A 26,984-nucleotide genomic window follows, 5' to 3' on the forward strand; every position below is an offset into this window, starting at 1 on the left:
ACGGTTCAACCGGGTGTATCGGTGATTTGACGTCACCGTTGCTCGCTCGAGATCAGGCTGCCGTTGCGGAGCAGGCCGTGGCGTTTGACGGTACGCACTATCGGGGTGATCTCGAAGTGTTGGATGCCATCGAGGCCGCCGAGTGTGTTGGTCTGCATGCGGTACAGATCGCTGGTGTCGCGGTGATAGGTCGCGACCATCAAGTTGGCGGGTCCGGTGATCGACGCCGCAAATCGGACACGAGGGTCGGCAGCGAGAGCGGAACCTACGGTTTCGATAGCCCCCGGGGCGACCGATATCCAGATCATCGTCTCGATCGGGTAGCCGACCAATGCGAGCGGGTATTCAGTGACGATATCGAGGATATGTTGCTCGCGGAGGCGGTCCAGTCGACGCCGGACGGTTGGGGCAGTGGTAGCGAGCCGGGCGGCCAGGTCGCTGTAGTTGGCGCGGGCGTCGACCTGGAGTGCGGCGATCAATCGGTGGTCGAAGGCGTCGAGGGCGGGGGTCTGGTCGAACCAGCTGGCGGGGCTGGTGAATATGCGGAGTACGAACGATGGGATCAGTTCGCGGACGCCGGTGGTGCGGGACAGAGCGTCGAGGAGACCAGCGATATCGCCGCCATCGGGACGGGTGTGTGTCGTGAAAGTGAGGTCGGCCTGCCCGGCGAGCATGTCGACCCACGGGGTGTCGACGCGAGCCGCCACGGCGGCGGCGACCCGCGATGCTGTGCCGCCTTCGGCGCGCATCCGCAGGATCAGGTGCACCACACCGAGGGCGTGGGGTGCGGGCAGCGCGGTGACCCGCAGTAGCCCGGAGGTCGCGAGGCGATGGAAGCGGCGAGCGACTGCCTGCTCGGAGATATCGAGTTCGCTGGCGACGGCGCGAAACGAGGCTCGGCCATCCCGGTGCAAGATGGTGACCAACTCGCGATCGACGTCGTCGAAATGAGGATTTCCGCCCATCATTGCCTCTCGATTGATGGTTATTGTGCATTCCGACCGGACGGCTTGATGTTCTCGATTGTGCGATGTCACCGTGGCAAAGGATTGTGAATCGCCCAGAGTGTCGCCCGAATGAACGACAACCGACTCGAGGAGGCTGTTGATGGTTGAGACGCTCGAAACGCTGTCTCCGGCGCCAGGCCTGACCATTACCCGTATGGGATACGGTGCGATGCAGCTGTCAGGACCGAACGCATTCGGCCCACCTCACGATCGGGCTGAGGCCGTGGCCGTTCTGCGCGAGGCTGTCGAGCTTGGTGTCACCCACATCGATACCGCCGAGGCGTATGGGCCGACGATCACCAACGAGATCATCAACGAGGCGTTGCATCCGTATGACGGCATCACCATCGCTACGAAGGTCGGTGCCCGACGTGGTGCGAACGGTGAATGGTCGCGTTCTCCTTCAGTGGACGATTTGCGTGCTGAAGTGTACGAAAATCTCGACCATCTCGGTGTCGATGTTCTCGACGTGGTCTACCTGCGGTACCGGTCCGATGAAGCCAACGCTGCCGGTCAGGACTCGATAGCACCGGAGTTCACCGCGCTGGCCGAGCTCCGCGACAGGGGGCTGATCCGTCACCTGGGACTCAGCGGAGTGTCCTCGGTGCAGCTGACCGAAGCGCAGTCCATAGCTCCGGTTGTAGCGGTGCAGAACCTCTACAACCTGGCGTATCGCGAGGACGACGAGCTCGTCGACAGAACCGCACGCGAGGGCATCGTGTTCGCGTCGTTCTTCCCGCTGGGCGGTTTCAGCCCGCTGCAGTCCGATGCGCTGTCCGAGGTCGCAATCCGTTTGGGTGCCCCCCGCCAGCAGGTCGCTCTGGCGTGGCTGCTGCAGCGCTCGACCACCTCCATCGTCATCCCCGGCACGTCTTCCCGCGACCACCTACGCCAAAACATCGCCGCTGTCGATCTGAAACTACCCGTCGACGCCCTTGAGCAACTCGACAGCATCGGCCGCTGAGATTGGTCCGCACCGTCAACCACGACTTGCTCATCGTCCAAAACGACGGGGACTGGGACACTGGAAACTTCGGCTCTATCGCATCTTCGGGATGACGGTGTACGGGCAGACGGTGTACGCGATCTCCAATCTTTTTGTAGGCCAAGCCATCTGCGTCGATCCGATCGACTTCCGGCATCGAGCGATCCTGCCGTCCAGGGTATGGGCCGACGGCGAACCCGAGGGGGTGCGGCGCCGCGCCGCGCTGGAGATGGCCGATACCGCACGGGCGGCCGCGATGTTGGGCGTGGACACCGTGGTCGGTTTCATCGGCTCGAAGATCTGGAAGTATTCCGACGGCGTAGCGCGACTGTATTTTTCTCTCGCCGATCACTTCGAGATCGAGCGACTCCTGAATGCGATCGGGGAGCTCGATCGGGGCGACCGCTGGCAATCGCTGGCCCGGCTTTCGGTGCGTGACGAGCTCTACGCGTCACTGCGACTGCTGACCATGGACGTTCTGCGTGCCGCCGAGTCATCCGACAGCGCCGCGGAGAAAATTGCCTACTGGGAGTCGGTCAATCGCCACCGGATCGAACGCTCGCGCACCGTCCTCGACGAGATCGTCACCGCCGCCACCTGCGATCTGGCCCAGCTATCGGTTGCCGCGCAGCAGGTTCGCAGCATGGTCGCCGGGCGTGAGACCGAAGTGTCCCCCACAAGCACGAGTTGAGGGCGGAGTGGAAGGGATTCAGCGTCTTGCCAGTTCGCAGCGGCTGAGGAACTGGAATTCCTGCGACCGGCAGCGGGCTGAGCCTTACGAGCCGGCGGCGTCAGCGAGGTGGCTGGACCCGGTCAGGTTCGTTCGGCGGGGGTGCCGGTGACGATCGTGTCACCCGGTACATGAGGCCCTGTTTGGCCAGGTAGCTGCCGCGCGATCACTGTTCTTGTTCGGCCGCTGACGTGAGATAGCGATGCAGTGAGGTCTTCGATGCGGGCCATGCCTTCGTGACATGACTGTGAACGGCACCCCTTGTTGCGGCGGTGCGGTTCCCACCACTGACAAGTCGAGTTCGGTGGCATACGCCTCGTTGTTAGCCTGTGCGTCGGCACGGGGAACTCGTTGTGCTACAACGGGATTAGCGAATCAGGAAGTGCATGTGACGATTTCATCGATAAGCCAGATCCTGCAAGTCGCCGGTGCCCTGATTCTCTTGGCTGCTTTCATCGCCGCACAGCATGGTGTGCTGACGGGCTCATCGACCACGTATCTGACGCTCAACGCGGTGGGTGGGGCGTTGCTCGCCGCGCTCGCGTATCTGGGTCACGACTGGGGCTTCCTGTTGTTGGAAGGCGCTTGGGCCGCGGTGGCGGCGTTCTCACTGGTAAAGGCTCATTCTTCGGCGCGGTCGAGCGATCCCGACTTCAGTGCGAGCGCGGTGTCAGGTCCACGCCGGGCTCCGCCGCTTCCTGAGGCGCGCGCGGCCCGCCTCATCGGTGATGAGCTGAGCAACCCCGATCGGCTCATTCATCTGTTCCGTGACTCCTATGTAGGTGCCCAGGGCCGCCAGTGGGTGCAAGGGCACATCCTGTGGTGGGTGTTGACGTTCCTGCGCGACAATGGGGTTCGCGTCGACTTCGGCGTGCTGACGTCGGCGGCATTGCGTCGCAAGGTCGTGCGGATGCCGTTGCCGCCGGGGCACAGCGCGATACATCCAGCCGGGCACACCGATATGAATTTCGGCCTGTGGTGGTCGCTGTTCGTCGATATCGCGCGAGTGGTTTACCGGCCGTGGTGGTGTCGGCTGATACCCGGACTCGGTCCGAGGTTGCCGGGCCTGGCCGAATTGGAGCGGCGTGCGTCGGTGCTCGGGCTACGGTCGTGGATGTCGAGTACCAGCTACGAGGAAATATCCGGAATCAGCCGGTCGCTGGCGGTGATCCGAGCGCACGAGCGCCGCCGCACGCACGCCGACGACGTGATGATGGTGGTGTTGGTGCGCGAACTACTGCTCGTCGAAATGCATTGGCTCCATGCCCCTGACGGTCGCCCGCGCGCCGGCGACCGGTCGCGCGTTGACGTCGCGCTGCTACGGCGCTATGCGGTCGCCGACATCCGCTGGGGCGACCGCTATTTGAGCCCCCTGGACCACATGTACTTGCGCGCTGGCGACATCCTCGGGCATCTCGCGTTGCGACGGGACTCAGTCCTCGATCCGGCTCTGCGGCCGGTCCTGGAATTGTACGAGCGGGTCAAACGCGCGGATGAGCAACCAGGTTCTGCCGCAAGAATTATGCCCGGTCATGTGCCTGATCCAGCGGCCCTCTGACCTCCAATGGCCGGGCCGAGTTACCGGCCGTGTTCGGACTCGCGTCCGCCGATCGCGGCGACCCGACGTCGGCAGGTTCGGCGTTGCGCTGTCGGCCGACAGGCACCAAAATCCGTCACAAGATCGGACGGAACTGGTCGCCCGCCAGCGGGATGCAGTCAGCCGCCGTAGCCTGCGGCATCGGTGGTGGGGTCCATCTCTGGTTTCGATTCGATCCATTCGCACAGCTCGGCTGGGAGATGCCGCTGGCGCGCAGTTGCGCATGCACTTGTCAGGCGAGTTGCCGGTCTACTGCCGAGGGGTTCAGGATTTCCTGGATCACCATGACGGCGGCTCCGATGACGCCCGCTTGGTCGCCGGTTTGCGAGTGGACGATGCGCAGATTCTCCGTGGCCAGGGGCAGTGATCGTCGGTAGATGGACTCGCGAATGCCTGCGAGGAGGAGTTCGCCGGCCTGCGCCAGGCTGCCGCTGACGACGATCAGGGCGGGGTTGAACATGTTGACGCACGCCGCGAGTACCTCGCCGATACTGCGACCCGCCTCGCGCAGGACTTGCCCTGCGACGATATCGCCGCCGCGGACGACGTCGACGATCTCCGCGTTGGTGTCGACATGCAGCCCTTTGTCTCTGAGGAGTGCGGCGATGGCGCTGCCGCCGGCGATCGCTTCGAGGCAGCCGGTGTTGCCGCAGCGGCACGGTACATCGGGGGAGTTGTGCACACGGATGTGGCCGATATCGCCTGCGGCGCCGGCCGTGCCGCGGTGCAGCCGGTAGTTGCTGATCAGGCCGGCGCCGATCCCGGTCGCGATTTTGACCAAGATCAGATGGTCGGTGTCGGGGTAGGCGGTGTTGTGCTCGCCGAGTGCCATCAGGTTGACCTCGTTGTCGACGAGTACGGGAACATCGAAGTCGGCCTGCACGCGGGCGGGCACGTTGTAGCCATTCCAGCCGGGCATTATCGGGGGATTGGTAGGGCGGCCGGTGGCATGCTCGACCGGTCCGGGAAGTCCGATGCCAACACCTGCGACTTGCGATGCGGGAGTTGCCAACTGGGCGAGCAGAGCATGCCACTGCTCGACCAGTGTCGTGAGGACGGTATCGGGACCGGCGGAGATGTCGAGAGACAACTTGTGTACCGCGAGGGTCGCGCCCGTAAGGTCGTTGACCGCGATGATGGCGTGAGTCGCGCCGACTTCCGCGGTGAGGACCACGCGCGCGCGAGTATTGAACACGAACAGGTCGGCGGGCCGTCCACCGGTCGAGACGCCGGTGTCTGCTTCGCTGACGAGTCCGGCGTGCATGAGCATGTCGAGGCGAGTGCGCACAGTGGAGCGGGATAGCCCCGTCGCCGAGGACAGATCGGCGCGCGTGCGCGGTTTCCCATCGCGCAGCAGTTGCAGCAGGTGTCCTGGTGAGGCTGCGTTGGATGCGAGTAGTTCGGCCACCTGTCAAGTTAATCAGACCACGAAGGCTTTGTGATGAGGCGGGTCATGTTGTGTTCATCTATGAACCAATACCTTCGCCGCACTGACAAGAAGTAGTCATGCTGTTCGGCTTTAGTCGGCATATTCTGGACTTCTGTGTTGACCGCACCATAAGTGCTGGCTACGTTCGGTCCATGTGGGATATTGGGATCAACACCTGGGTTTGGGCCTCGCCGCTGACCAATCGTGACTTGGCCGCACTCGCTCCGAAGATTCGCGATTGGGGCTTCGATGTTGTCGAGTTGCCCGTGGAATCGCCGGGCGACTGGGATCCGCACCAAGCGTCGGATCTTCTGGCCGAGATCGGCCTGAAGGCGTCGTTGTGCCTGGTCATGCCGCCTGGCCGAGATCTGCTCGACGCGGATCAGGCGTCGGAGACGCAGGTATACCTGCGCCATGTCGTGGATGTGGCGGCGATCGTCGGTAGTCCCGTGGCGGCTGGCCCGGCATACAGCTCGGTCGGCCGTAGGTGGTGGATTGAGGATAGGGCGCAGGTCTACGCGCAGCTGCGTGTCGGCCTCGCCCCTGTCGTCGAGTACGCGGCGTCGAAGGCGGTTCGGATCGCGGTGGAGCCGCTGAATCGGTATGAGACCAGCCTGCTCAACACAGTCGAGCAGGCGTTGGAGGCGTTGGAGGGGCTGCCCGAACAGGGGTGGGGTCTCGCGCTCGACACCTATCACATGAATATCGAGCAATCCTCCTGTGCCGCTGCGGTTTCGGCCGCTGGTGCGCGCATCGCCCACGTGCAGGTCGCTGGTAACGACCGGGGCGCGCCGGGGCGGGATGGCCAGGACTGGGCCGCGTTTCTGCGCGCTCTGGCTCGCTCCGGCTACCGCGGTCCACTGTGTGTCGAGTCGTTTACGCCTGAGGTTCCCGCGCTCGCCACCGCTGCCTGTTCGTGGCGCCCTGTTGCGGTGTCGCAGGATGCCCTCGCCGTCGACAGCCTGGAGTTTCTGCGCACTGAGATCGCCCGTCTCGGCGGTTGACGGCGTCTCGTGCGAGCGACGGCATCGAATTGCCATCGGAACTCCTACTTTTGATTGACTACCGACGAAAGTGGTCCTACTGTTCGCCATATGAATGTGACGCATAGAACATCGGTCGCCCGGAATGGCCGTGCGGGTTCTCCTACGGTGCGGGCAGCGGTGGTCGGTGCGGGATTCATGGGCCGGGTGCACGCCGAGTCCGTGCGCCGCGCGGGCGGCCAGGTTGTCGCGGTTGCGTCGAGCAGCCCGTTCACCGCCGACGCCGCCGCGGCGGCACTGGGCGCAGGCCGCGGCTATCCGAGCCTGGACGCGTTGTTGTCCGACGCGGAGATCGACGTGCTCCATGTTTGTGCGCCGAACACCGTGCATGTGAGCGTGACGCTCGCCGCGCTGGCGGCCGGTGTCCATGTGATCTGCGAAAAGCCGCTTGCGACAAGGGAAGCCGACGCGGCCGCCTTGGTGGGCGCCGCGAGCGGGCGAGTGGCTACCGTGCCGTTCGTGTACCGATTCCATCCGATGATCCGCGAAATGCGGCAACGACTGGCTGCCGGTGAGGCGGGGGTCTTGTCGACGGTCAGCGGCGGTTATTTGCAGGACTGGTTGTCCGAATCGACCGACGACGACTGGCGTGTCGATGCTGAATTGGGCGGACCATCACGGGCTTTCGCCGATATCGGATCGCACTGGTGCGACCTGATGGAATTCATTACCGGCGACCGTATCGCGCGGTTGTCCGCGCAGACCCTGGTCGTCCATGAGCGGCGTGAGGTCTCCACGGAAGACGTTGCGTCGGTGCACTTCACGACTGAATCCGGCGTGGTCGGCACTCTCCTCGTTTCGCAAGTGGCGGCCGGTCGCAAGAATCGTCTGCACATCGAAGTGTCGGGTACGCAAACGAGTTTCGGCTTCGATCAGGAGGACCCGGAACGACTGTGGGTGGGGCGCCGCAGAGGAAATCTGGTGCTGCTCCGCGATCCCGACGCGCTGTCCGCGCAGGCTGCCCGGTACTCGCGGCTGCCCGCCGGCCACGCGCAGGGCTATCAGGACTGCTTCGACGCCTTCGTCGGCGACACCTACCGCGCCATTCGGGGCGAGGACCCCGCCGACGGGCTGCCCACCTTCGAGGACGGGCTCCGGGCTGTCCGTATCACCGAAGCCGTCTTGCGCTCGGCCGCGAGCGGCGGGGAGTGGAACGAGGTGCTCCCATGAGTGAGGTACTGGTGCGGCTGGAAGGCATCACCAAGAGTTTCCTGGGTGTCCCGGTGCTGCGTGGGGTGGATCTGGACCTGCGGGCGGGCGAGGTGCACGCGCTGATGGGCGAGAACGGGGCGGGCAAGTCGACACTGCTCAAGGTACTGGCAGGTGTGCACCGGCCGGACACCGGCCGGATTCTGTTGGGGGGCAACGAAATTGTCTTCTCCGCACCACGCGCCGCGCAGGCCGCCGGGATCGCGATCATCCATCAGGAACTGAACCTGCTTCCGCACCGGACCGTCGCGCAGAACGTCTTTCTGGGGCGTGAACCTGTGCGGCGCGGGCGGGTCGACCGGCGAGCAATGGAGTCCGAGACCCGGCGATTGCTCGAGTGGGTGGGGGAAGAGGGCATCGAACCGGGGGCCGAAGTCGCTGGGCTGTCTGTGGCGCAGCGACAGGTCGTGGAGATCGTGAAGGCGCTATCCACCGACGCGGTGGTGCTCGCGATGGACGAGCCGACCGCGGCGCTGGCCGAGCACGAGGTTGCGCTGCTGTACGGCTTGGTGTCGCGGCTGCGGGACCGCGGGATGGCGATCCTCTACGTCTCGCATCGGATGCGGGAGGTGTTCGACCTGAGCCAGCGCGTCACGGTGCTGAAAGACGGTGCGTTCGTGGCGTGTTCACCAACCGGCGAGTTGACCTCCGATCAGCTGGTGCGGCACATGGTCGGCCGCCCGCTCGCCACGCTGTACCCCGAACGGGCGAGCGAACCCGGGCAGGTTCGCATCGCCCTTCGCGGCGCGGGCAACGGGCGGGTGCGCGATCTGACGTTCGAGGTGCGAGCAGGGGAGATCGTAGGGCTGGCAGGGCTACAGGGATCCGGCCGATCGGCCATCGCCAGGGCCATCTGGGGCTTGGAGCCTTTCACCAGCGGTGTCCTCGAACTGGATGGCAAACCGAGGCGAATCTCGAACCCGCGCACCGCGGTGCGCAGTGGAATCGGGTATGTCACCGAGGACCGCAAAGGCAACGGGCTAGCGCTGCGACAGTCGGTGCGGGACAACGTACTGCTGGTGCGCCGCGCCGGATTGAAAGGGACAGCAGCACGGCGGACATCGGATCTGATCGGGCTGCTGAACATGGTCGCGGTCGCGGCGCGTGGTCCGCAGCAGGAGGTGCGGTACCTGTCCGGTGGTAATCAGCAGAAGGTTGTGTTGAGCAAATGGCTCGCGGTGCGGCCGACTGTCCTGATCGTGGACGAACCGACGCGAGGGATAGACGTCGGCGCCAAACAGGCTGTCTACCAACTGCTTCGCACTTTGGCCAGCGACGGTGTGGCGGTCCTGATGATCTCGTCCGACCTTCCCGAGTTGATCGGCATGAGTGATCGGATCCTCGTCATGCATCAGGGCGTCCTCGCGGGCGAGTTGCCCGCCAACGCATCCGAAGCCGCAGTGATGGGGCTGGCCACCGGTCACCGGATCGGAGAGGTCGCATGAGCACCGTGGCAGAAAGGATCCCGGTCATGCGCCGCGCCTTCACCTCGGAGCGAGGGTTCTCGTTCACGCCGACTGTATCGGTGTACCTGGCGCTGGCAGCGCTGCTCGTGATCGGCAGCATTTTGGTGGGCTTGCGGGGCGGGGTGCTGCTGGATGAGGGCGGCATCTTCAACATCCTCACGCGCAGCACGGTGCTCGGTCTGGTCGCGGTCGGGCAGACCATCGTCGTGGTCACCGGGTCGTTGGATCTGTCGGTGGCCTACCTGATCGGATTGTGTTCGTTGGTGGCGGCACAAACGATGGCCGGTCGGCTTGAGATGGTCGTGCCGGGGGTAGCGGCGGCGCTGGCGGTCGCCGCGGTGGTCGGGTTGCTCAATGGGCTGGTGATTACCGTGCTGCGGGCAAATGCCTTCATCGCCACGCTGGGGGTGGCACTGATCTTGCGTGGATATCTGCAGGAGAATTACACCGGTCCCGCGGGGAGCGTGCCGCGCGCGTTCGAACACCTCGGATACGACCGGATCGGACCGGTCCCGCTCGCGGCGTTGCTGATGTTGCTGATCGCGGCGGGTGCGTGGTGGTACATGCGACGTACCCGGACCGGCTATCACATGTACGCGGTCGGGGGTGACGTCGATGTCGCCCGGCTGTCGGGTGTGCGAACCGCACGCACGATAGTCATCGCGCACATACTGTGCGCGCTGATGGCCGGACTGGCCGGGGTGTTCTTGGCCTCGCGCCTCGGTTCGGGTGCGCCCTGGGTCGGTACCGACGCCGGATACGACCTGGAATCCATCGCCGCGACCGTGCTGGGCGGTGCGGCGCTGAGCGGGGGGCGCGGCGGCGTCATCGGCACTGTCGGTGGAGTTCTCATCCTGGCGACGTTGGACACCATCTTCGACGACCTCGCCGTAGATCCCTTCTTCAAGAATGTCGTGCGCGGTGTCGTGCTGATCATTGCCGTGGCGATGTACGCCCGCCGCATGCTGTCGGAGAAGACATCATGAGCGTGACGTGGCGTCCGAGACTTGCCGAGGGCACGGGTCCGGTCTTGACAGTCCTCGTCGTACTGGTGGTGGCACTGGCATTCACTGGGTCCGCCTACACCGAGGTAACCGGCTATCTGGCACTGCTCAAACGTGCGGCCCCCCTGGTGATTCTCGCGATCGGACAGTACTTCGTTGTCGTGTCCGGTGGCTTCGACCTCTCGGTCGGGTCGCTGGTGACCGCGGAGGTCGTCATCGCGGCGCGCTTGATCAACGGCGACGACGGCAATATCGCCTGGGTGGTACCGCTGCTATTCGGTTTCGGTCTCCTGGTCGGCTTGGTGAACGGGCTCATTACGACGAAGCTCCTCGTTCCGTCGTTCATAGTGACCCTCGGAATGCTGCTCATACTCGACGGTGCGGTGTTCCTGTGGACCGGTGGCGCTCCGCGGGGGGACTTGACGCCGTCGTTCCGAGTGCTCGGGCGGGGCAGCGCCGATCTCCCGATAGCGGGACAGGTGCCCTGGTCGGTGCTCATCCTGACCGCGGTTCTCATGGGCGCGGCGTTGTTCATGCGCAGCGGCAAGGGGCGGACATTGGTGGCAGTCGGCGACAACGAGGAGACGGTCCGCCTCGCTGGCGGTCGTGTCGACCGACTGCACCTGCTGGCGTTCGTATTGTCTGGGCTGCTCGCCGCATTGGCAGCGATCCTGCTGGCCGGCTTCGCCGGAGTATCCGCACAGGTCGGGCGTGGCCTGGAATTCCGGGCCATTACCGCCGTCGTCCTGGGCGGCGTGCTCCTCGGCGGAGGTCGCGGCTCTGTCGTCGCCGCGGCGGCGGGCGGGGTGTCGCTGGAAGCGCTGTTCTCACTGCTGCATCTCGTCGGCGTGTCCGGCGGGCTCGAATCGGCAGTCCAGGGCGTGATCATCATCGCGGCGATCGCGTACGCCGCACACGGCGCGGGCCTGCGACGTCTGCTGCGACTTCACAAACCGGAACCGGTCACCTAGACCAATCTCACGCAGTACCAAGGAGAAACAACAATGAGAAGCAAATTGGCCATCACGGCAATGGCAGGCATACTCGCCCTCGCCGGGTGTTCCAGCGACTTACCCGACAAAGGTGCAGGGAACACGTCCAAAGCGGCGGCTTCGAAATCGGAGTTCTTCGACCGCGGTGAGTTCGATCGCCAATTGGCTTTCCGCACCGCCCAGCCGGTCGGGCTCGACGGCGGCGACTCACGCGACAAACCATGGGAGCAGATGCTCGATCCGGCGATGGTCGACACCGCGAAATATGCCAAGCCGGGTGGCAATTACAACCTGTGCTTCGCCAACGCCTCGGTGAACAATCCCTGGCGGCAGGTGGGCATCAAGACCATGCGTGAAGAGGCCAAGCTGCATCCCGAGATCGGGAAATTCACCGTGCTCGACGCGGGAGCCAAGGACGACAAGCAGATCAGCGACATCCAGTCGTTCGCGACACAGGGGTGCAGCGCGCTGATCATCTCACCCAACACCACCGCGACGTTGACGCCGGCCGTGGAGGCGGCGTGCAACACCGGTGTTCCGGTCATCGTGTTCGACCGCGGTGTGAAGACCAGCTGCCCGGTAACGTTCATCCATCCCATCGGCGGATACGCCTTCGGCGCGGACGGCGCCGAGTTCCTGAAGCAGAAGGTGCCTGCCGGCGGAAAGATCCTCGCACTGCGAATCCTGCCGGGGGTGGACGTGCTGGAACAGCGGTGGGCCGCGGCCGATCAGATCTTCACGGGCAGTGGGCTCGACATCGTCGGTGTGGAGTTCACCGACGGCGATGCCGCCAAGACCAAGAGCATCGTCACCAGCTATCTCCAGCGCAAAGGCAAGATCGATGGCATCTGGATGGACGCCGGGCAGACTGCCGTCGCCGCGGTCGAGGCATTCCAGGACGCCGGTGTTGCGCTGCCCGCGATCGTCGGTGAGGATCAGCAGGACTTCCTGCGAATGTGGAACAAGGTGAAGCTGACTGCCGTCGCCCCCACGTATCCGGCCTACCAGTGGCGGACACCCGTCATCGCTGCGTTGCGGATCATGGAGGGCAAACAGGTTCCGCGCGAATGGGTGCTGCCGCAGTTGAAGATCACCCAGGAGACGTTGCCCAACTACATCAAGGCGGATATGCCGCCACTGCACTACGCGATGTGTGGCTGCGAGAACATGCCGGGATACCCGGCGCCGTGGAAGTAGTGCCAGCGGCGTATGGATCGGGAGCGAGGAACCATACCGATGAGCCGACCACTCACCTTGTTCACCGGGCAATGGGCGGATCTGCCGTTTGAGGAAGTCTGTCGGCTGGCCGCCGACTGGGGCTATGACGGAGTGGAGATCGCGTGCTCGGGTGACCATTTCGATGTCGCCCGGGCGGTCACCGACAGCGGATACGCCGAGGCCAAGCTGGCTCAGCTGAAGCGGTACGGGTTGACGGTGTACGCGATCTCCAATCATCTTGTGGGCCAAGCCATCTGCGATGACCCGATCGACTTCCGGCACCGATCGATCCTGCCGTCCAGGGTATGGGCCGACGGCGAACCCGAGGGGGTGCGGCGCCGCGCCGCGCTGGAGATGGCCGATACCGCACGGGCGGCCGCGATGTTGGGCGTGGACACCGTGGTCGGTTTCACCGGCTCGAAGATCTGGAAGTATGTCGCGATGTTTCCGCCGGTGTCGCTCGATGTGATCGACGATGGCTACGCCGATTTCGCTGAGCGTTGGCATCCGATCCTCGATGTCTTCGACAACGTGGGTGTCCGGTTCGCGCACGAGGTGCATCCGTCGGAGATCGCCTACGACTATTGGACCACCAAGCGGGCGTTGGCGGCGGTCGACCATCGTCCCGCGTTCGGTCTCAACTGGGACCCATCGCATTTCGTGTGGCAGGACCTCGATCCGGTTGCCTTCATTCTGGATTTCGCCGACCGCATCTACCACGTGGACTGTAAGGACACGAAGAAGCGATTCGACGGGCGCAACGGGCGGCTCGGCTCGCATCTGCCGTGGGCGCATCCGCGGCGTGGATGGGATTTCGTGTCGACCGGTCATGGTGACGTGCCGTGGGAACAGTGCTTCCGGGCGTTGAATGCCATCGGCTACTCCGGCCCCATTTCGGTGGAGTGGGAAGACGCCGGGATGGACCGCAGGCAGGGTGCGCAGGAAGCTGTTGGGTTCGTCCGCAGCCTGTTGTTCGACCCGCCCTCGGCCGCGTTCGACGCGGCATTCGCACGCAACGACGATGCCTGAACTCGACACCCGCGTGAAAACCTGAGCGGCCGTTATTGTCCCGATCGGCTGTCCGGCTGTGCGTGGTCTGGCATAGTCGGATGATGGGGCACACGGGGAGTTGTGCGACCGCCACCAAGCACGAATGCCGGTGTGGTGGATGTGCAGGGGCAAAACATCGGTGGGGCTACCTGCTGGCTTTGGCAGGCGGCGGCGCGGCGTCGACGTATCCCCAGCGGCCGTCGACGACCAGTGATTTCCGCAAGGCGACCGACGCGGCGTGGGCGGTGGCCACGGGGCCGCGGACCTCGAAGAAGCCCACGAAAAGGCGTAAGGCCGCTGCGGTCGAGTCCCTGTTCGCGGATGTGGTCGACTGGATGGCCACGCATCCCGATGATCTCGAGTCGGTTCGAACGTTGGCCGAGGCATTGGCCGGCGAGGTCGCCGACGAGCTGTCAGAAGGGCTCGAGCCTGGGGCTAGACTCGCACGTCGCCAGTTGTTGGCCGATCACTTCTGGTGCTCGCTGTTGGCTGCCTTCGCACAGGTGATGGCGACCGTGGACGAGGTGCCCAAGGCGGTATCCAAACTCTTGCTGCAGCACAAGCAATCCACTCCGTGGGCCGCTGTTCCGGACGCGGTGATCACCGCTGCGGTGCATCTGGCCTGGAAGGCGATCAAGAGCCTTCCAGTGTTCGAAGGGTATGACCATGCCCTGTTTATAGTGCGGGTTCTTGCGGTCGCGATCTGCCCTGCACCCGAAAACCACAGGGAGGTCTTCGAATACTGTGTTAAACCGTTCCTCAACGACCTGATCAAGCCGATACTGCAGGATCGTACCGTCGACATGCTCCGCGAGGCTCTACCAGAAGGTTGGATCTGACCGACTATGTCGGCTGACGAGGCCACCTGCGCCTTGGGCGCCATCGTGTCGTCTCGGCAGGGCGCTCGGCGCCTGCGCCGACTGGACCGGTCGAGGCGGATGGTGCCGCGTGCCCTGGGTTTTCGTCGGACTGACGATGCCGCCCCTCGGATGTGGCGACAGGTTGGTCGGTGGCTGGTAGAGGTGTGGTCGCGGCTGCTTGTTGAGCGTATTCGCCGTCGACGAGATCGTAGGTCTTGGTGATATCTGCGAGGATCGAGCGCCACCTCGCGTCGGCGCCTTCGTCGTGGGGACGCCTGCTCAGGTCGATGAGGGTTTCGACGACGCCTGCCGATCGCGCAGCGGCTCCCAGTAGTGCCGATGTGGTGCGTGGATTGTCGGCCGCTGCGGCGGCCCCGAGTTGGGCGCGCCAGCGGCGAACTTCCACGATGACCGGCTCGTGCGTGGGCTGGAGTTGCCCCAGCTCGGCGGATGTCGCCGCATGCAGAAGTTCGAGCAGCCTTCGATGTTCGATGGCTGACCGAAACTCGTTGGCCTGCCGTGAAACCACCCGCGGGACTGCCACAGCGGAATCGATGCCGAGGACCGCCAGCGCTGCCCGGAGTTGGGCGATCGTGCTCACTTGCGTGTACTCCTGTTCTGGACTGTCGCTATGAAGTGCCGACGATCGCCACGCAGGTGATCGGCCTGCGCCGAGGGCGCCGAACAGAACGGTTGGTCGGCTCGGCAGGACGCGGGCGGGTTGTTGGCGCTGGATTTGCTGGTCCAGGAGAGGTTTTGGCTTGGCGGACGGAGCGGCCGAACGGGTTGTGGGTGACGGATCAAGTGCGACGCCCCATGTTTGCTACGGGGTGGCAATGCGCTGAATTCCTCGGCTCTCGAGTTCGGCATCGGTGGTCATGAGCTCGTTGCGAGCCGAGTATGTCATTGGTAAGTGATTGTTTGCTGACAGCGAGACGGATTCTGTGCAGGAGGAGGAATCTGGCGGGCTTGTTTGTTACGTGTGCCAAGGCGCTCCGACGTCCGCGATCAATGCGGCCGGACTGCGGGTCGCTCTGGTCAGCCCCTGCCATTGCGGCGAAGTGAGGTGGCCAGAACGGCCGCCGAGAGCACGCGCGCGTCGACGATATCGGTGGCGTCCAGGCCGGTGAGTTCCGCGATTCGCCGCAATCGGTAGCTATAGCTGTTGGGATGGATGTGCAGCGATGAGGACGCGGCCTTGCGGTCCATGCCGTGGAGAAGGTTTGCGTGCAGCGCTTCCAGTAGGTGCGGATGGTCGTGCAGCGGATCGATGAGTGCTTCCAACGCATCCCGGGCGGGGCCCGGTCGGGTGATCTGGTACTCGACGAGGACATCGTCGAGTCGATAGAGGCCAGGTTCGTGTCCGATGGATAGGACCAATTCGAGCACGTCGCCGGCCAGCGTCACTGTCGCCGGAATCGCGGCGATCGAATCGGCGTGCGCGACTGCGGCAGTGACCGGGAGTGCGAAGTCCGCGGTCAAAGCCTGAACAAGGTCGCCGAGGGTAGCGGATATCAGCGGCTCCTGAGCTGGTGCTGGGACTAGCAGGGCGCCGTGTTTGCCGTCGAAAGCGAGCAGGGTTTTGCCTGCGCCGATGTAGCGGTTGGCGACGTCCTGGGTCTGCCTGATGCGTCGGCGGGCCGATGCGAGTTCACCGGCATTGGTCGGGCGGGCAGGCACGCCGTCGACGTCGACGATGACGACATCGTAAGAATCGGCGAGTGAGATGTTGGCCTGGGCTGCCAGTCCGGCAGCATTCTTGCCCATCAGCAGGGCTGTCGAGAGGGCCTCGCGCGCCTCGCGTTCGACGCCGAGGAGGCCTCGGTGCACCTCGAGGTAGGTCGACGTGATCTCGACCGTGGCTCGGTGGAGGTACGCGAGCAGATTCGACGTGAACGCCCGCAGATCGCCGATGTCATCGGGGCCGGCCGCCGCGGTCACCGCGTCGGACACTACGCGCGCGCCGGTCAAATACGCGTCCACGACGTCGCCGAGCGGAATCCGCTCCTCGGCACGACGACTCACCGAGGCGATGACCTCGGTGAGATCGTCTCTGCGCGCCTCGCGTCCTTGGTCGGCGACGGTCAGGAAGGCCGAGAAGTGGGTCAGCGCCGACTGTTTCAGCTCGTTGCCGACCAGTTCCTCCGATAATTGCGAATACACGTCGACCTCGTGTATCGACGTGGACACAGTTTGTTGCGCCAGCGAGGACAACCTGGCGAGGACGTTCTGCATCAGAGGTGAATCCATCCGCAACGGAGTCAACGGCAAAGGCATGCAAGGGATTATGGCAATCGCTCGCTTTTGACACGTCAATAGTGTTGAAACGAGGGCATATCCGGGAGTGTCGGCAACTTTGTGGTAGTAGAGATCGTTGCGCAATGAGGGGATGATCCGGTGATATTTAGGGTAGATTTCACTCGTATCGGACATGCCTGCCGACTGCTGGGAGTGCGCATTCATGCGCGGCCGCACGCGCTACTGCTGGAGTCGCATCCGTCGGCGCTGGTTGCGAGCAAGTGTCACATCTTGCAGTATGTAACTGAAAGGTAGCTGTTTCGCTCGGTCGTCCATTGCGCCGCCGGCCATGACAGTGTCCAGAGTCCGACCGGGGAGGTGTCGATGAGAACGAATCATGATTCGCTGGTTGAGGGCCGACGTTGGCATCCTGGAGCCGGGGAGCCGCAGAGATCGGATGTGGGCGAGTGAGCGATGCGGAGAACTCGCGCAGGAGGGCGGACGTGGCCAAGATGATCTCGGGGATCATCGCTACCTTGGATGCCGAGCCGCACGATGCGGACGCTTTCCGGTGGCGCACCAGGTTTGCTGGCATCGCCCGGGTGCTCGGCGATCCCGATGTCGATGACAGGAGAGCCGTGGACGAGGTCGTCGAGTCTGTCGGCGATTTATATGCGGGTGGTCGGAATCTCGCTGATTTCTATCTCGCGCGCAAAGACTTCGACGAGCAGCGACGGGTCAACCGGGAATTCGCAGCCCAACTGGGTTGTCTGCGCGAATTCTGCGCCGCTCATCCGCTGCCGCATCCGTTGGAATCAGCACGTGAGTGTGGTTGTCAGGCGCGACGGGGTCGGTCGTCGCGCTGACGTCCGGCCTGGATTGCGATACATAGTGTGGCAGCCAAGGGCGCGCGTGTGTTCTATCGCCGAGATAGGTTGCTGGTGTGCGGTTTACGATCGATGTTCCTCAGTCCGTGCTCGACGATCTGGACGCGCGGTTGCGTCGGGTCCGGCTACCGGCCGCCGCCCCGGGTGCGCCGTGGGCCGCGGGGACCGATCCGGGGTATCTCGGTGAACTCGTCGAATATTGGCGCACCGGCTACGACTGGCGTGCCGCCGAACGCAGGCTCAATGCCCACCCGCAGTTCGTGCTCGAGGTGGCAGGTACATCGATCCACTTCGTCCATGTCAGGGGGCGCGGCGTCGATCGGGTGCCGTTGATCCTGACTCATGGCTGGCCGAGCACATTCGCCGAAATGCTGCCGCTGGTACCGCTTCTCGCCGACGGGTTCGATTTGGTGATCCCCGATCTGCCGGGGTTCGGTTTCTCCGCGCCGCTGCGGGGGCCGGCGACCGAGGCCGCGATAGCCGATGTGTGGGCCGCGTTGATGTCGCGGTTGGGTTATGACAGGTTCGGTGCGGGCGGTGGCGATATCGGGTCGGGGGTGTCGGCCTGGCTGGGCGCCCGGTATCCGGAGCGGGTGATCGGCATCCACACCCACCACATCAAGTTTCCGCCCGCCGGCCGCCGCGGCGAATTGTCAACGGCCGAGCAGGCGTTCGTGGCGAAGCTGGCGGCCAAGAGCTCCGATGATTACGGCTACGGGATCATCCAGGCCACCCGTCCCGACACCCTCGCCGCCGCGCTGACCGACTCGCCGGCCGGGCTCGCCGCGTGGCTGGTGGAGAAGTTCCAGCGCTGGAGCGACTGCGCCGGACAGGTCGAACGCCGCTTCAGCAAGGACGACTTGCTGACGAACGTGATGCTGTATTGGATAACCGGCTCGATCGGTACCTCGTTCCGGCCGTACCGCGACGACGAACTCGCACCGGAGCTGCCGATGGTGGACGTGCCGGTCGGTGTGACCATGAGCGTTGAGGACGCGGGCTTGCCAAGGGAATTCGCCGAGCGGACGTATTCGGATATCCGGTATTGGCGTGAGCCGACGGTGGGCGGGCACTTCTTCGCGCAGGAGGAGCCGGAGCTGCTCGCGGACGAACTGCGACTGTTCTTCCGACTCTGCCGAAGCTGAGTTCACCGCCCTTCCCGCCGGTGGAAAGGATGTGCTGTTTCGATCCCGTGTGGTCCTACCGTCGTAGTCGTGGCGTTCAGTAGAGCCGTACGGCGGCCTCCGTCGGTACTCTGCCGCCACTCGGCTTCTCCGCTACCGCCCAGCCAGGTGTGACGACTGGCGACCGGGGTAGCGGAGAAGTCCCCGACGACGTTCGTCGGGGGACGACCGACCCCGCCCGGCACGACCCCTTCGCCGGGCGGGGTCTTCGTGCGAGTGCCTCGACATCGCTGGCGCACGACCGCCACACGGTTCGACGGTCGATGACGCACTGAAGACCCCGCCCAGGCGAACCCGGGCGGGGTCGGTGCGTCTCCAACTCGTTTTGTCGGAGACCTCTCCACTACCTACTTAGCCGGCGGCGTCACATAGGGCTGGTTGATAGTGGAGAAGTATTGGATGGCGGCGCCGATGGCGATCGGGGCGGTCACGAAGATCTGGCCCGCGAGCGTCCCGAGCGCGCCGATCGCGATGATGCCGCCGAGACAGCCGATGGCCGCGGCCGGAATGAACGGGCCGAAGAGACCGATAATCGTGGCCGACGCGACGGTCGCGCCCGCGATGCCGCCGAGGACGCAGCCGATGGCGCCGCCGCCGAGACCGCCGAGCAGGGTGCCGACAGTCGCACCCATGCTGATGGTGCTTGTCAAACGGTTCCAGGCCGCCTGCTCACGGTCGTACTCGTTCTTCCATGGCGCCTTGTCTTCGAATGGCAGGGCGGCAGGTTTGTAGACCGCCGCGTGCGGGTCGAGTTGGGGTGTGAGTGTTGCTGTGCGGTCCGCGATTTCGGCGACGATCGGGAATTCGAAGTCGTCGAGCCGGAACTTCAGCGGCATGCCGGTCAGCACCGTGCCGTTGCTCGCCTTGATCTTGAAGATCTCATCTTCGATGACCATGGCACCGGCATCGGTCTTGATGATGGTCTGAGTGTCGGTGGCAGCGGCGGTGAACCCGACCGCGCTCTCGTTCTCGGGCTGAGCACCGGCGGTGCCTGCCGCGATACCGACTGCGGCGGCCAATCCAGCGGCAACCGCTACGATTTTCCTCATCTTTGTTTCATTTCCTCTCGGTATTTCTGGGATCGAAATCCGCGCGCCGTACGAATCGAATGAACACGAGGTCCGAGACGGTAGGGCGTGCCGAGACGGCTTCGACCTTCTATTCCCATGATTGGGAAGTGATCGGTCGGCGCGGCGTCATCGCCCTAGCGTGGCGAACGGCGTCGTGGTCGAACGAGGAGTCAGACATTGACCAGCCATCTGAGTCCGGTTGCCGAAGCATGGGACTGGCAAATGTACGGAGAATGTCGGGGGATGAACTCGGCGGTGTTCTTTCATCCGGACAGGGAGCGTGGCTCGATGCGCGCCGTTCGGATCGGCTACGCGAAGCGAATCTGCCACCGCTGTGCGGTGCTCGAACAGTGCCGTGAATTCGCGCTCTCGAGCGGCGAACTGTATGGCGTGTGGGGTGGCATGTCCGAACAGGAGCGGCGGGCTGAGCAACAGCGCACGCGGGACGCAGCATCGACCGATCGCGCTGAGCGGCGGGTTAGGGGCCGGAACTGACCACGACGGCGGGATGTGTCGATGCCGTAGCGAGTATCTGGCGAACGAGGGTTCGGCGTGGCTGCTGGAGCGGTAATGTGCCTGGTCTGGACTACGGAGGGCGACGTGGACGGTAACGGAACTGGCCAGCGCGCAACGGCTGTCGAGCTCACGCCGCGAGAGGCGGCTGCGGCAATCTTTTCGCGGAAGTTGTCGGAGTTGATCGTGGAGTCGGTCGTTGCGACCGAGCGCGGCTCCACTCGCTCGATGACGCTTTACTCACTGGCACAGCATTTGGAGCTGGCATATCCGGACGTAGCCATCTCGCAGTCCGGGCTGTACCGGCTCATCCACGGTCAGGCGATACCTCGGCTCGATCTCATCATCGCGCTTGCGCGGGTTTTCGACGTATCCCCAGAGTATTTCGTGACAGCGGGCGAGGACTTCTGACTGGTCGACTGTTTCTCGGTGGAGCGTTCCGCCGTTGACGCAACCTGTACGCAACACCGTATCGGGAATTGGAAGTAGACTCCGGGATCCCACCACCCGATCAGCGCAGGCTGGCCGGTGCAGCGGCGGCGTGAGGTTCGCATGAGTAGACACAGGCATCAGCGCGTCCCTGTCCACGACAGCTTCGTCGGTCGAGAGGACGAATTGGAACGGGTCATCACTCTGATGCTGGGGCGGGTGCGGCTGCTGACGCTGATCGGGCCTGGCGGGATAGGGAAGACAAGGCTTGCCGCGGAGGCCGTTCGCGGCTATCGCGTCGCGGAACAACGGCCGGTGCACTGGGTGCGACTCGCACGCTTGACGGCTGGATCGGACGCCGCGGTCGTCGAGGACGAGGTTGCCCAGGCCGTGGTGGGGAGCGATTTCTCCACCCGCACAGCGGGTGTGGCGTTGCTGGAGACCCTCATAGCTACGCCGTCGGTACTCGTGCTCGACAACTGTGAACATGTGCTGGACGGTGTCGGTGAGCTGATCTCCCGACTGCTCGATTCGATCGACGATCTGAGCATCGTGGCGACCAGTCGCACGGCAATCGGGTGGGTCGACGAATACCGAATCACTGTGGCGCCGCTGGCGCACCGCGATGCTGTCGCCCTGTTTCGGCAGCGATCCGAGCTGACCGATCATCCGGTGGTCGACGGCGACGAGGCCGACATCGGCGCGATCTGCCGCCATATGAACGATCATCCGCTGTACATCCGGCTGGCCGCCGCCCGCTTGGCTCATCGGCCGCCGGCGATGATTCTGGCCGAGCTCAGCGGTGAATCGGGTGTGGATGGACGGCTGGATTGGGGCGACGGCCCGCGGTTCGGCGTCGACGCCCGCCACCGTGCGATATCCGACGCGATCACCTGGTCCTACGATCTGTGTGCCCCGCGAGAACGTGTCCTTTTCGAGCGGATGTCGGTATTCGCGGCCGGGTATGCCATCGATCCCGAGGAGGACGGGGAACTGCGCGCCTCGGTGATCGGAGTGGAGGCAGCGGCGATCCAAGCTGTGTGCGCCGATGAAGACACCTCGACCGAATCGCATTTGACGGCGGACGAAATCGAGATCCTGCTCGCGAATTTGGTCGATCATTCGCTGGTCACCGTCCATGTCGCTGGACCGACAGTGCGTTATTCCCTGGTCGAGAGCCTGCGCGTATTCGCGGCCCACCGTCTGCGGGAGCGTTCGACCGGCTCCGTCGACCATGCCGCACGAGTGGCGCAGAGATACCTGCACTACTACCGTGACCAAGTCGTCTATGCGGCAGCGACCTGGTACAGCGATGCGGAATGCGGCATGGTCGACTGGGCGGTCGCCTCGTGGGACAACATTCGCACCGCCGCCGAGCGTGGCATGCATACGCCAGATGAGCTGACCACCGGTCTGCAGATATGTGCCTGCGTGCTCGCGATGCGCCTGCCGTTCGTGATGGGGTCGCTTCGTGAGACGCGCCGACTTGCCGAACAGGCGCTGGAGGCCACGCGAACACTGCAACCTCCGCCGAACGAACTCCGCGTCACGACACAGGCATGGATCGCGTTGATCGCCTTGTGCCAGAGCGATCTCGAGGGCGCGGCGCGGTTGCTCGACGAGTGCGTCGACACGCACTTCGCCGGTGTCCCTGCGGCAGACCGGCCGCTGCACTGGCGGCGCACCGTGGATACCGATATCGGTCTGCCGCCGGCTGTGGAAGTGGCGTGGGGGCACGAGCTTCTCGCGCTTCGCGACGCGAAATCGGTGACGGTCCTGGAACGCGCCGTCCGCAAATGCGAGGATCTCGGCGACGTGGGTGGTGCCGGGTTCTGGGGTCTTGCATCCGCTATGGCGGCGGCGCTGCTGTGGACGCGACATCCGGCACTGACCCGTGCTCAGCACTACCTGGACACCGACACCGGCTCGGTCCGGGCGAAATCATGGGCGCAGTTGATACAAGCGATCGTCAAGACCAAGAGTGACGACCCCGAGGGTGCGCTGGTATTGGAACGCCAGGCATTGACCGGGTTGCTGGCCGAACGCGACCAGGCCGCCGCGATCTGGACCGTACATACGCGCACGTGGTCGCTGGCGCGACTGGTCGAGAAGCTGCGCGCGGCCGAGCGTACTGTCCAGCCCCGCGTCGTGGCCTTGGCCATCGAAACCGCCCAACTTCTGGGCGCGGCCTCCGTGTGGCGCACCCGGTTGGGCATAGATATCTCCAGAACCGGCCCGTTCCACGATGAAACCGAACACGCGACGGCGATCGTTCGCGATGTCCTCAGTGCCGAACAATATTCCGCGGCCACCTCGCAAGGGGCGGGACTGCGCCCGGAACTGAACGAAATACACCTGTTCGCCCAGGGAACACTGTCCGTCGAACCTCGATATCCGGTGGTTGCCGGAGCGGATCCCGCACTGTGGCATCGGCTCACCCGCGCCGAACAGGAGGTGGCCTTGCTCGCGGCTCGCGGAATGACGAACGCGGCGATCGCCTCGCGGCGCGGCAGTTCACGAAAGACCGTGGATTCGCAGATCGCTGCGGTGCTACAGAAATTGTCCATCGGTTCCCGTGCCGATATTCGGGAGTTCGTACCGAAGGAGTCGCGCCCGAGGAACAGTCACCAGACCTGACGCCGGGCGCCGCCATCCAGTCGTTCCCGTGTGCGGCGAACGGCCAACTTCCCAGCTGGGGGAAGAACGCCGGGATTGGGTACGGTCCGGTCGTAGCGTCACGGGCGTGGTATTCCTCCGATTCACCCGGGGCACTGTAATGAATCACCAAGCCGTGGCCAGCAATTCGACCGCACTAGCTATGGACAGGCGCGCCGTGGACATCGATCGGCTATCGATGGCGCAACGAATCGAAATGCTGTCCGCCCTCCGCGGCGGCCCCGCCGTCGCCTTCGGTGCGGGGCAACGGTGGCGGAATCTGGAGGGCGTGATGACGTTCTTCCGCGACGCGGGCCTGGGGCGACCTGGCACGTGGGTATCGATGGTGAACGCGGGTGTGCTCGAGGGCGTCGCGCGCGGGATCGCCATGGCCTACGACTCCACGGCCGACGATTACGGCAACCAGGCCGCGCGGGTGTGGGCCGCCTACCTCACCCGCCTCCGCGGTGGCGAATTGGCCGCGCCGAGCGCACACGCGGCGGCATGGTCACTGGCCAAACGTGTCGGCACCGACTACAGCGTTCGGCTGGCAGAACGGCACGATCTCACGCCGACGCCGGTGGAACTGCGCTTCCTCCGATTGGCGGAGGCCTACAACTGGCTCATGGACAACCGGGCCCCGGTCGATCTCGTCGTCGCGTTTGCCGGACATCTCAACCCCAGGCTGGCGGGAATCGATCGAGCCGGCGTCGACCGGCTTTTCTCGACCGGCAGCGTGGAGGCCGCCCGGCGAGCCTGCGAGATCGCCTATGCCGCAGCGTTGGTCGAACCGTCCGAAGGCGACAGCGCCGCGCGCCTGAATATGGTGATCACGCTGCTGCCCGCGGTGTTCAACGCGCTGGCTACTAGCGCCGAGCCCTGATAACGGACCGGAGCACGCGCCGGTGATCCGGTCGCACGTTCCCGAGGCGAGGTGGTCGCGTGGCTGATGAGGATACGTTGTGGCGTCGCGACGTGGCCGGGGCCGCCAGAGCAGGTGAGCTGATCATCGATCCGGCCGAGCTCGCGAAGATCAAGACCGCGTTGCACCAGACGATCGCGCGGGTCAAGGGGATCCGGAACCTCGCGTTGGGGGTGCCGACCGGGCGGGTCAGCAGCTTTCACGACGGACGCGATATCGGCGAGCGGATCCATCTGAAATCGGTGTCGGACCTGGCGCAGGTGCTGCACGCGCACACCGTCGTGCTCGACGACATGGCTGATGTGATGCATGTGGTCCAGTACGTCATGGGCGCGACTGAACGGCACAACAAGAAGATCTTCGATCTCACCATCCCGGACCGGCAGGCGATCGCGGCCGAGAACATCGGCGTGCCGGAGGAGGCCGCGGGTCTGTGGAAGACGGTGAAGCCGGGCAGGCAGCTGGTGAACGCTGACGAGCACCAAGTGAATTGGGACATTCCCCAGACCAAGACCTACGCGCAACTCTACGACCTGGGGCAGCATATCGATCCCACGATCGTGACCGCGGCGCAGGCGCTGTGGTACTCGATGACTACCAAACTCACGGAGTCGTTCGGGGAATTGACGGCTGTGCTGGACGCATCCCACAGGGGATGGGCGGGGGAGGGCGCGAGCGCGGCACGCCGAGCATCCGGCCGCTACATCGACGACGTCGGAAAACTCACCTCGGCAATGAACGGTGTCACCGGAAAGCTGCAAGACATTTTCACGGCGTTGCTGAACACCCGGCACGCGATGCCGCAGACACCTCCGATACCCGAGGGAACGGTCGTCACCCCCGAAGTCGCCCTTGCGGTGAATCAGCAGAAGACTCGAACACCGGGCTACCAGTTGGCCATGATGGTCAACTACACCACGCCCCTGCTGGCCGCCACCGGGTTCGACGAATTACCGCGGCCGACGTCCCCGGTGAGCGGAACATCGACGGACCCGAGCACACAGGGCTTGCCAGGAGCGAATGGCCTGACCGGCGAAACCGGCACGGGCCCAGGCAACACCGATGTACCCGGCAGGCCAGGCCCCCCGAGCGGGCCTGGCCTGGCGCAAGATCCGACGGCACCGGGTAACGGCACGTCGCCCGTCGGCAGTGGCGAACCCGAAATGCCCGGCGACTCTGGAAAACCGGGTGCTACCGGTGACGGCCCAGGCGATTCCCGCCTGGCCAGCGCCATCGACGCGGCGGCCGACAAGGCCGGTCGCGAGAACGGTGACCGTTCAGGGCTCGGCGACCTCGGGCAGCGGTCCACCGACTCGCATGCGCTGGCCGCCATGCCCGGCAACGCGGCCGGGCGCACCGGCGATGCCGCGAAGTCGTCGCTGGCGAACAGTCGCCCGCTCGCCGCCGGTCTCCGTGCCGGTGCCGCTGGTCCCGGCAGCGGGCCTCGCGCCGGAGATCTCACCAAACAGGCACTGGCGCAACGAATGTTCCCACGCGCCGGACTGCCGGCGGAGGAGCTCGCTGGCCGGACGCGCGCGGGTCTGCCGGGTGCGCCCGGCGTTCCCGGGGTGCCGGTCTCCCGGCGGGGCGACGGGGGTGAGGAAGGCGAGCACAAGTCCGCCGACTACCTGAATTCCGAGGAGCACCTCAACGAGGCGATCGGCCCGCTCGCGCCCATCTACCGGCCCGTCGTCGACCGATGAGCGCACCCCCGGGCCGAACCTGGCGTTTGACCGATCTCGAGTTCGTCGTCGGCTGGGAGGCGATGGGCGATTGCATGCTGCCCGAACCCTTCTACTGGCTGGCGCGGGCCACCGACTACTACGAGTTCGAGCGAGAAAAACGGGAAACGCTGCGCGGGTTGCGAAATCGGTTCGGCCAAACCTTCGACACGGTACTCGCGGCGGTCGCCCGCCCGGATATCCGCGTCGTCGTGAGCGCCGAGAACCCCCAGGCCATGACCGAACCGGAGAGCCCGATCCGGTTGCTGGGCGCCAGGCGGCACGACAACGGCTACCTGGTCACCCAACTGCCCGGCGAAACCGTGCAGCACAGCGGTGGATACACCGTCACCGAATTCAGTGCGCTCGACCTGGCGAAAGTCGTCGTCAACGCACTACCGACAGCTCCGGCCGGGCAGCGGACAGAGATCCAGTTGGTTACCGGCACCGGCCGATACGGTGTGACTACCGCTCGTGGCCAACACTTTCTCCAACTCCCGGCCACCGCTGCCGGAGTCATCGAGGTCGTTCAGGGCGTGTCGATCTTCGGCCCCCGCGGCATCACCCGGCGAACGCTGTACTGGCGCGACGTCCTCGACGACGGCCGCTACCTCATCACCGACAACCACGCCACGGTGGTTCCGGCCGATCCCCGCCGCCTCACCGCCGCCATCAACAACGCGATCGCCGAAGTCGTGCAGGCGATTCGGGAGGAACGGTCGTAGGTGGGGTGTTCAGTGTGCTGGAAGTGTTTACGGCCCAGCAGATATCGGAT

General features: G+C 64.8%; 24 protein-coding genes. 19 read left to right on the plus strand and 5 right to left on the minus strand.

Translation table 11 applies throughout. The features are described from left to right. Positions 1 to 32: 32 nt before the first annotated feature. A complete protein-coding gene (locus tag ACIG5A_RS29495) occupies positions 33 to 968 on the minus strand; it encodes an Lrp/AsnC family transcriptional regulator (RefSeq protein WP_397245798.1) in 936 nt (311 codons plus the stop codon). Between the two features lie 139 nt (positions 969 to 1,107). Between ACIG5A_RS29495 and ACIG5A_RS29500 the strand changes: the two genes are divergently transcribed. From ACIG5A_RS29500 to ACIG5A_RS29510, 3 genes are all read left to right on the plus strand, one after another. Beyond that, positions 1,108 to 1,971: an oxidoreductase gene (locus tag ACIG5A_RS29500; protein WP_397245801.1), complete on the plus strand. Its 864-nt coding sequence runs from the start codon at positions 1,108 to 1,110 to the stop codon at positions 1,969 to 1,971. Continuing rightward, the gene (locus tag ACIG5A_RS29505) at positions 1,943 to 2,683 is read left to right on the plus strand and encodes a hypothetical protein (RefSeq protein WP_397245803.1); all 741 of its coding nucleotides are present in this window, start codon (positions 1,943 to 1,945) and stop codon (positions 2,681 to 2,683) included. The genes ACIG5A_RS29500 and ACIG5A_RS29505 overlap by 29 nt, the downstream gene beginning before the upstream one ends. 427 nt (positions 2,684 to 3,110) lie before the next feature. Then, complete coding sequence (locus ACIG5A_RS29510; RefSeq protein WP_397245806.1) at positions 3,111 to 4,280, plus strand: hypothetical protein; 1,170 nt, start codon at positions 3,111 to 3,113, stop codon at positions 4,278 to 4,280. Between the two features lie 271 nt (positions 4,281 to 4,551). On the opposite strand, the gene ACIG5A_RS29515 is transcribed toward ACIG5A_RS29510, so the two are convergent. Then, on the minus strand, positions 4,552 to 5,727 hold the full coding sequence (locus tag ACIG5A_RS29515) for an ROK family protein (RefSeq protein WP_397245809.1): 1,176 nt from the start codon (positions 5,725 to 5,727) through the stop codon (positions 4,552 to 4,554). A 98-nt stretch (positions 5,728 to 5,825) separates the two neighbouring features. Here ACIG5A_RS29515 and ACIG5A_RS29520 point away from each other — a divergent pair, with 98 nt between their 5' ends. The 8 genes from ACIG5A_RS29520 (at position 5,826) to ACIG5A_RS29555 (ending at position 14,569) form a co-directional block, all read left to right on the plus strand. Then, positions 5,826 to 6,752, plus strand: a complete 927-nt coding sequence (locus tag ACIG5A_RS29520; RefSeq protein WP_397245811.1) for a sugar phosphate isomerase/epimerase family protein — start codon at positions 5,826 to 5,828, stop codon at positions 6,750 to 6,752. A 90-nt stretch (positions 6,753 to 6,842) separates the two neighbouring features. Beyond that, complete coding sequence (locus tag ACIG5A_RS29525) at positions 6,843 to 7,961, plus strand: Gfo/Idh/MocA family protein (protein ID WP_397245813.1); 1,119 nt, start codon at positions 6,843 to 6,845, stop codon at positions 7,959 to 7,961. Beyond that, positions 7,958 to 9,445 (plus strand): sugar ABC transporter ATP-binding protein, encoded by a 1,488-nt coding sequence (locus tag ACIG5A_RS29530; RefSeq protein ID WP_397245816.1) that lies wholly within the window; start codon positions 7,958 to 7,960, stop codon positions 9,443 to 9,445. The genes ACIG5A_RS29525 and ACIG5A_RS29530 overlap by 4 nt, the downstream gene beginning before the upstream one ends. Then, entirely contained in the window at positions 9,442 to 10,452 is a 1,011-nt protein-coding gene (locus tag ACIG5A_RS29535; protein ID WP_397245818.1) for an ABC transporter permease, read from the plus strand. Before ACIG5A_RS29530 ends, ACIG5A_RS29535 begins: the two co-directional genes overlap by 4 nt. Then, entirely contained in the window at positions 10,449 to 11,441 is a 993-nt protein-coding gene (locus ACIG5A_RS29540; protein WP_397245820.1) for an ABC transporter permease, read from the plus strand. Before ACIG5A_RS29535 ends, ACIG5A_RS29540 begins: the two co-directional genes overlap by 4 nt. Positions 11,442 to 11,474: 33 nt before the next feature. Further along, positions 11,475 to 12,659, plus strand: a complete 1,185-nt coding sequence (locus tag ACIG5A_RS29545) for a substrate-binding domain-containing protein (protein ID WP_397245822.1) — start codon at positions 11,475 to 11,477, stop codon at positions 12,657 to 12,659. Between the two features lie 39 nt (positions 12,660 to 12,698). Then, complete coding sequence (locus ACIG5A_RS29550; RefSeq protein WP_397245824.1) at positions 12,699 to 13,709, plus strand: sugar phosphate isomerase/epimerase family protein; 1,011 nt, start codon at positions 12,699 to 12,701, stop codon at positions 13,707 to 13,709. 179 nt (positions 13,710 to 13,888) lie between these two features. Further along, on the plus strand, positions 13,889 to 14,569 hold the full coding sequence (locus ACIG5A_RS29555; protein WP_397245827.1) for a hypothetical protein: 681 nt from the start codon (positions 13,889 to 13,891) through the stop codon (positions 14,567 to 14,569). Between the two features lie 4 nt (positions 14,570 to 14,573). Here ACIG5A_RS29555 and ACIG5A_RS29560 read toward each other — a convergent pair whose 3' ends face one another. Together ACIG5A_RS29560 and ACIG5A_RS29565 are read right to left on the minus strand one after the other, a co-directional pair. Beyond that, positions 14,574 to 15,191 carry a hypothetical protein gene (locus ACIG5A_RS29560; RefSeq protein ID WP_397245829.1) on the minus strand — a complete coding sequence of 206 codons (618 nt, stop codon included), beginning with the start codon at positions 15,189 to 15,191 and terminating at the stop codon, positions 14,574 to 14,576. A gap of 437 nt (positions 15,192 to 15,628) precedes the next feature. Then, positions 15,629 to 17,023: a PucR family transcriptional regulator gene (locus ACIG5A_RS29565; RefSeq protein ID WP_397245831.1), complete on the minus strand. Its 1,395-nt coding sequence runs from the start codon at positions 17,021 to 17,023 to the stop codon at positions 15,629 to 15,631. Between the two features lie 308 nt (positions 17,024 to 17,331). Between ACIG5A_RS29565 and ACIG5A_RS29570 the strand changes: the two genes are divergently transcribed. Both ACIG5A_RS29570 and ACIG5A_RS29575 read left to right on the plus strand, forming a co-directional pair. Continuing rightward, complete coding sequence (locus ACIG5A_RS29570; RefSeq protein ID WP_397245834.1) at positions 17,332 to 17,694, plus strand: hypothetical protein; 363 nt, start codon at positions 17,332 to 17,334, stop codon at positions 17,692 to 17,694. A gap of 77 nt (positions 17,695 to 17,771) precedes the next feature. Continuing rightward, complete coding sequence (locus tag ACIG5A_RS29575) at positions 17,772 to 18,860, plus strand: epoxide hydrolase family protein (protein WP_397245836.1); 1,089 nt, start codon at positions 17,772 to 17,774, stop codon at positions 18,858 to 18,860. A 386-nt stretch (positions 18,861 to 19,246) separates the two neighbouring features. On the opposite strand, the gene ACIG5A_RS29580 is transcribed toward ACIG5A_RS29575, so the two are convergent. Beyond that, on the minus strand, positions 19,247 to 19,948 hold the full coding sequence (locus tag ACIG5A_RS29580) for a hypothetical protein (protein ID WP_397245838.1): 702 nt from the start codon (positions 19,946 to 19,948) through the stop codon (positions 19,247 to 19,249). A gap of 198 nt (positions 19,949 to 20,146) precedes the next feature. Here ACIG5A_RS29580 and ACIG5A_RS29585 point away from each other — a divergent pair, with 198 nt between their 5' ends. From ACIG5A_RS29585 to ACIG5A_RS29610, 6 genes are all read left to right on the plus strand, one after another. Next, the gene (locus ACIG5A_RS29585) at positions 20,147 to 20,464 is read left to right on the plus strand and encodes a WhiB family transcriptional regulator (RefSeq protein WP_397245840.1); all 318 of its coding nucleotides are present in this window, start codon (positions 20,147 to 20,149) and stop codon (positions 20,462 to 20,464) included. 246 nt (positions 20,465 to 20,710) lie between these two features. After that, positions 20,711 to 20,893 carry a helix-turn-helix domain-containing protein gene (locus tag ACIG5A_RS29590; RefSeq protein WP_397245842.1) on the plus strand — a complete coding sequence of 61 codons (183 nt, stop codon included), beginning with the start codon at positions 20,711 to 20,713 and terminating at the stop codon, positions 20,891 to 20,893. Between the two features lie 141 nt (positions 20,894 to 21,034). Next, entirely contained in the window at positions 21,035 to 23,548 is a 2,514-nt protein-coding gene (locus ACIG5A_RS29595) for an ATP-binding protein (protein ID WP_397245845.1), read from the plus strand. Positions 23,549 to 23,783: 235 nt separating this feature from the next. Continuing rightward, on the plus strand, positions 23,784 to 24,449 hold the full coding sequence (locus ACIG5A_RS29600; protein ID WP_397245847.1) for a hypothetical protein: 666 nt from the start codon (positions 23,784 to 23,786) through the stop codon (positions 24,447 to 24,449). Between the two features lie 59 nt (positions 24,450 to 24,508). Then, on the plus strand, positions 24,509 to 26,191 hold the full coding sequence (locus ACIG5A_RS29605) for a hypothetical protein (RefSeq protein ID WP_397245849.1): 1,683 nt from the start codon (positions 24,509 to 24,511) through the stop codon (positions 26,189 to 26,191). Continuing rightward, entirely contained in the window at positions 26,188 to 26,934 is a 747-nt protein-coding gene (locus ACIG5A_RS29610; protein WP_397245851.1) for an ESX secretion-associated protein EspG, read from the plus strand. Before ACIG5A_RS29605 ends, ACIG5A_RS29610 begins: the two co-directional genes overlap by 4 nt. Positions 26,935 to 26,984 lie beyond the last annotated feature (50 nt).

Origin of the sequence: Nocardia sp. NPDC052566 (genome assembly GCF_044547285.1) — a bacterium.
GTDB lineage: Bacteria > Actinomycetota > Actinomycetes > Mycobacteriales > Mycobacteriaceae > Nocardia.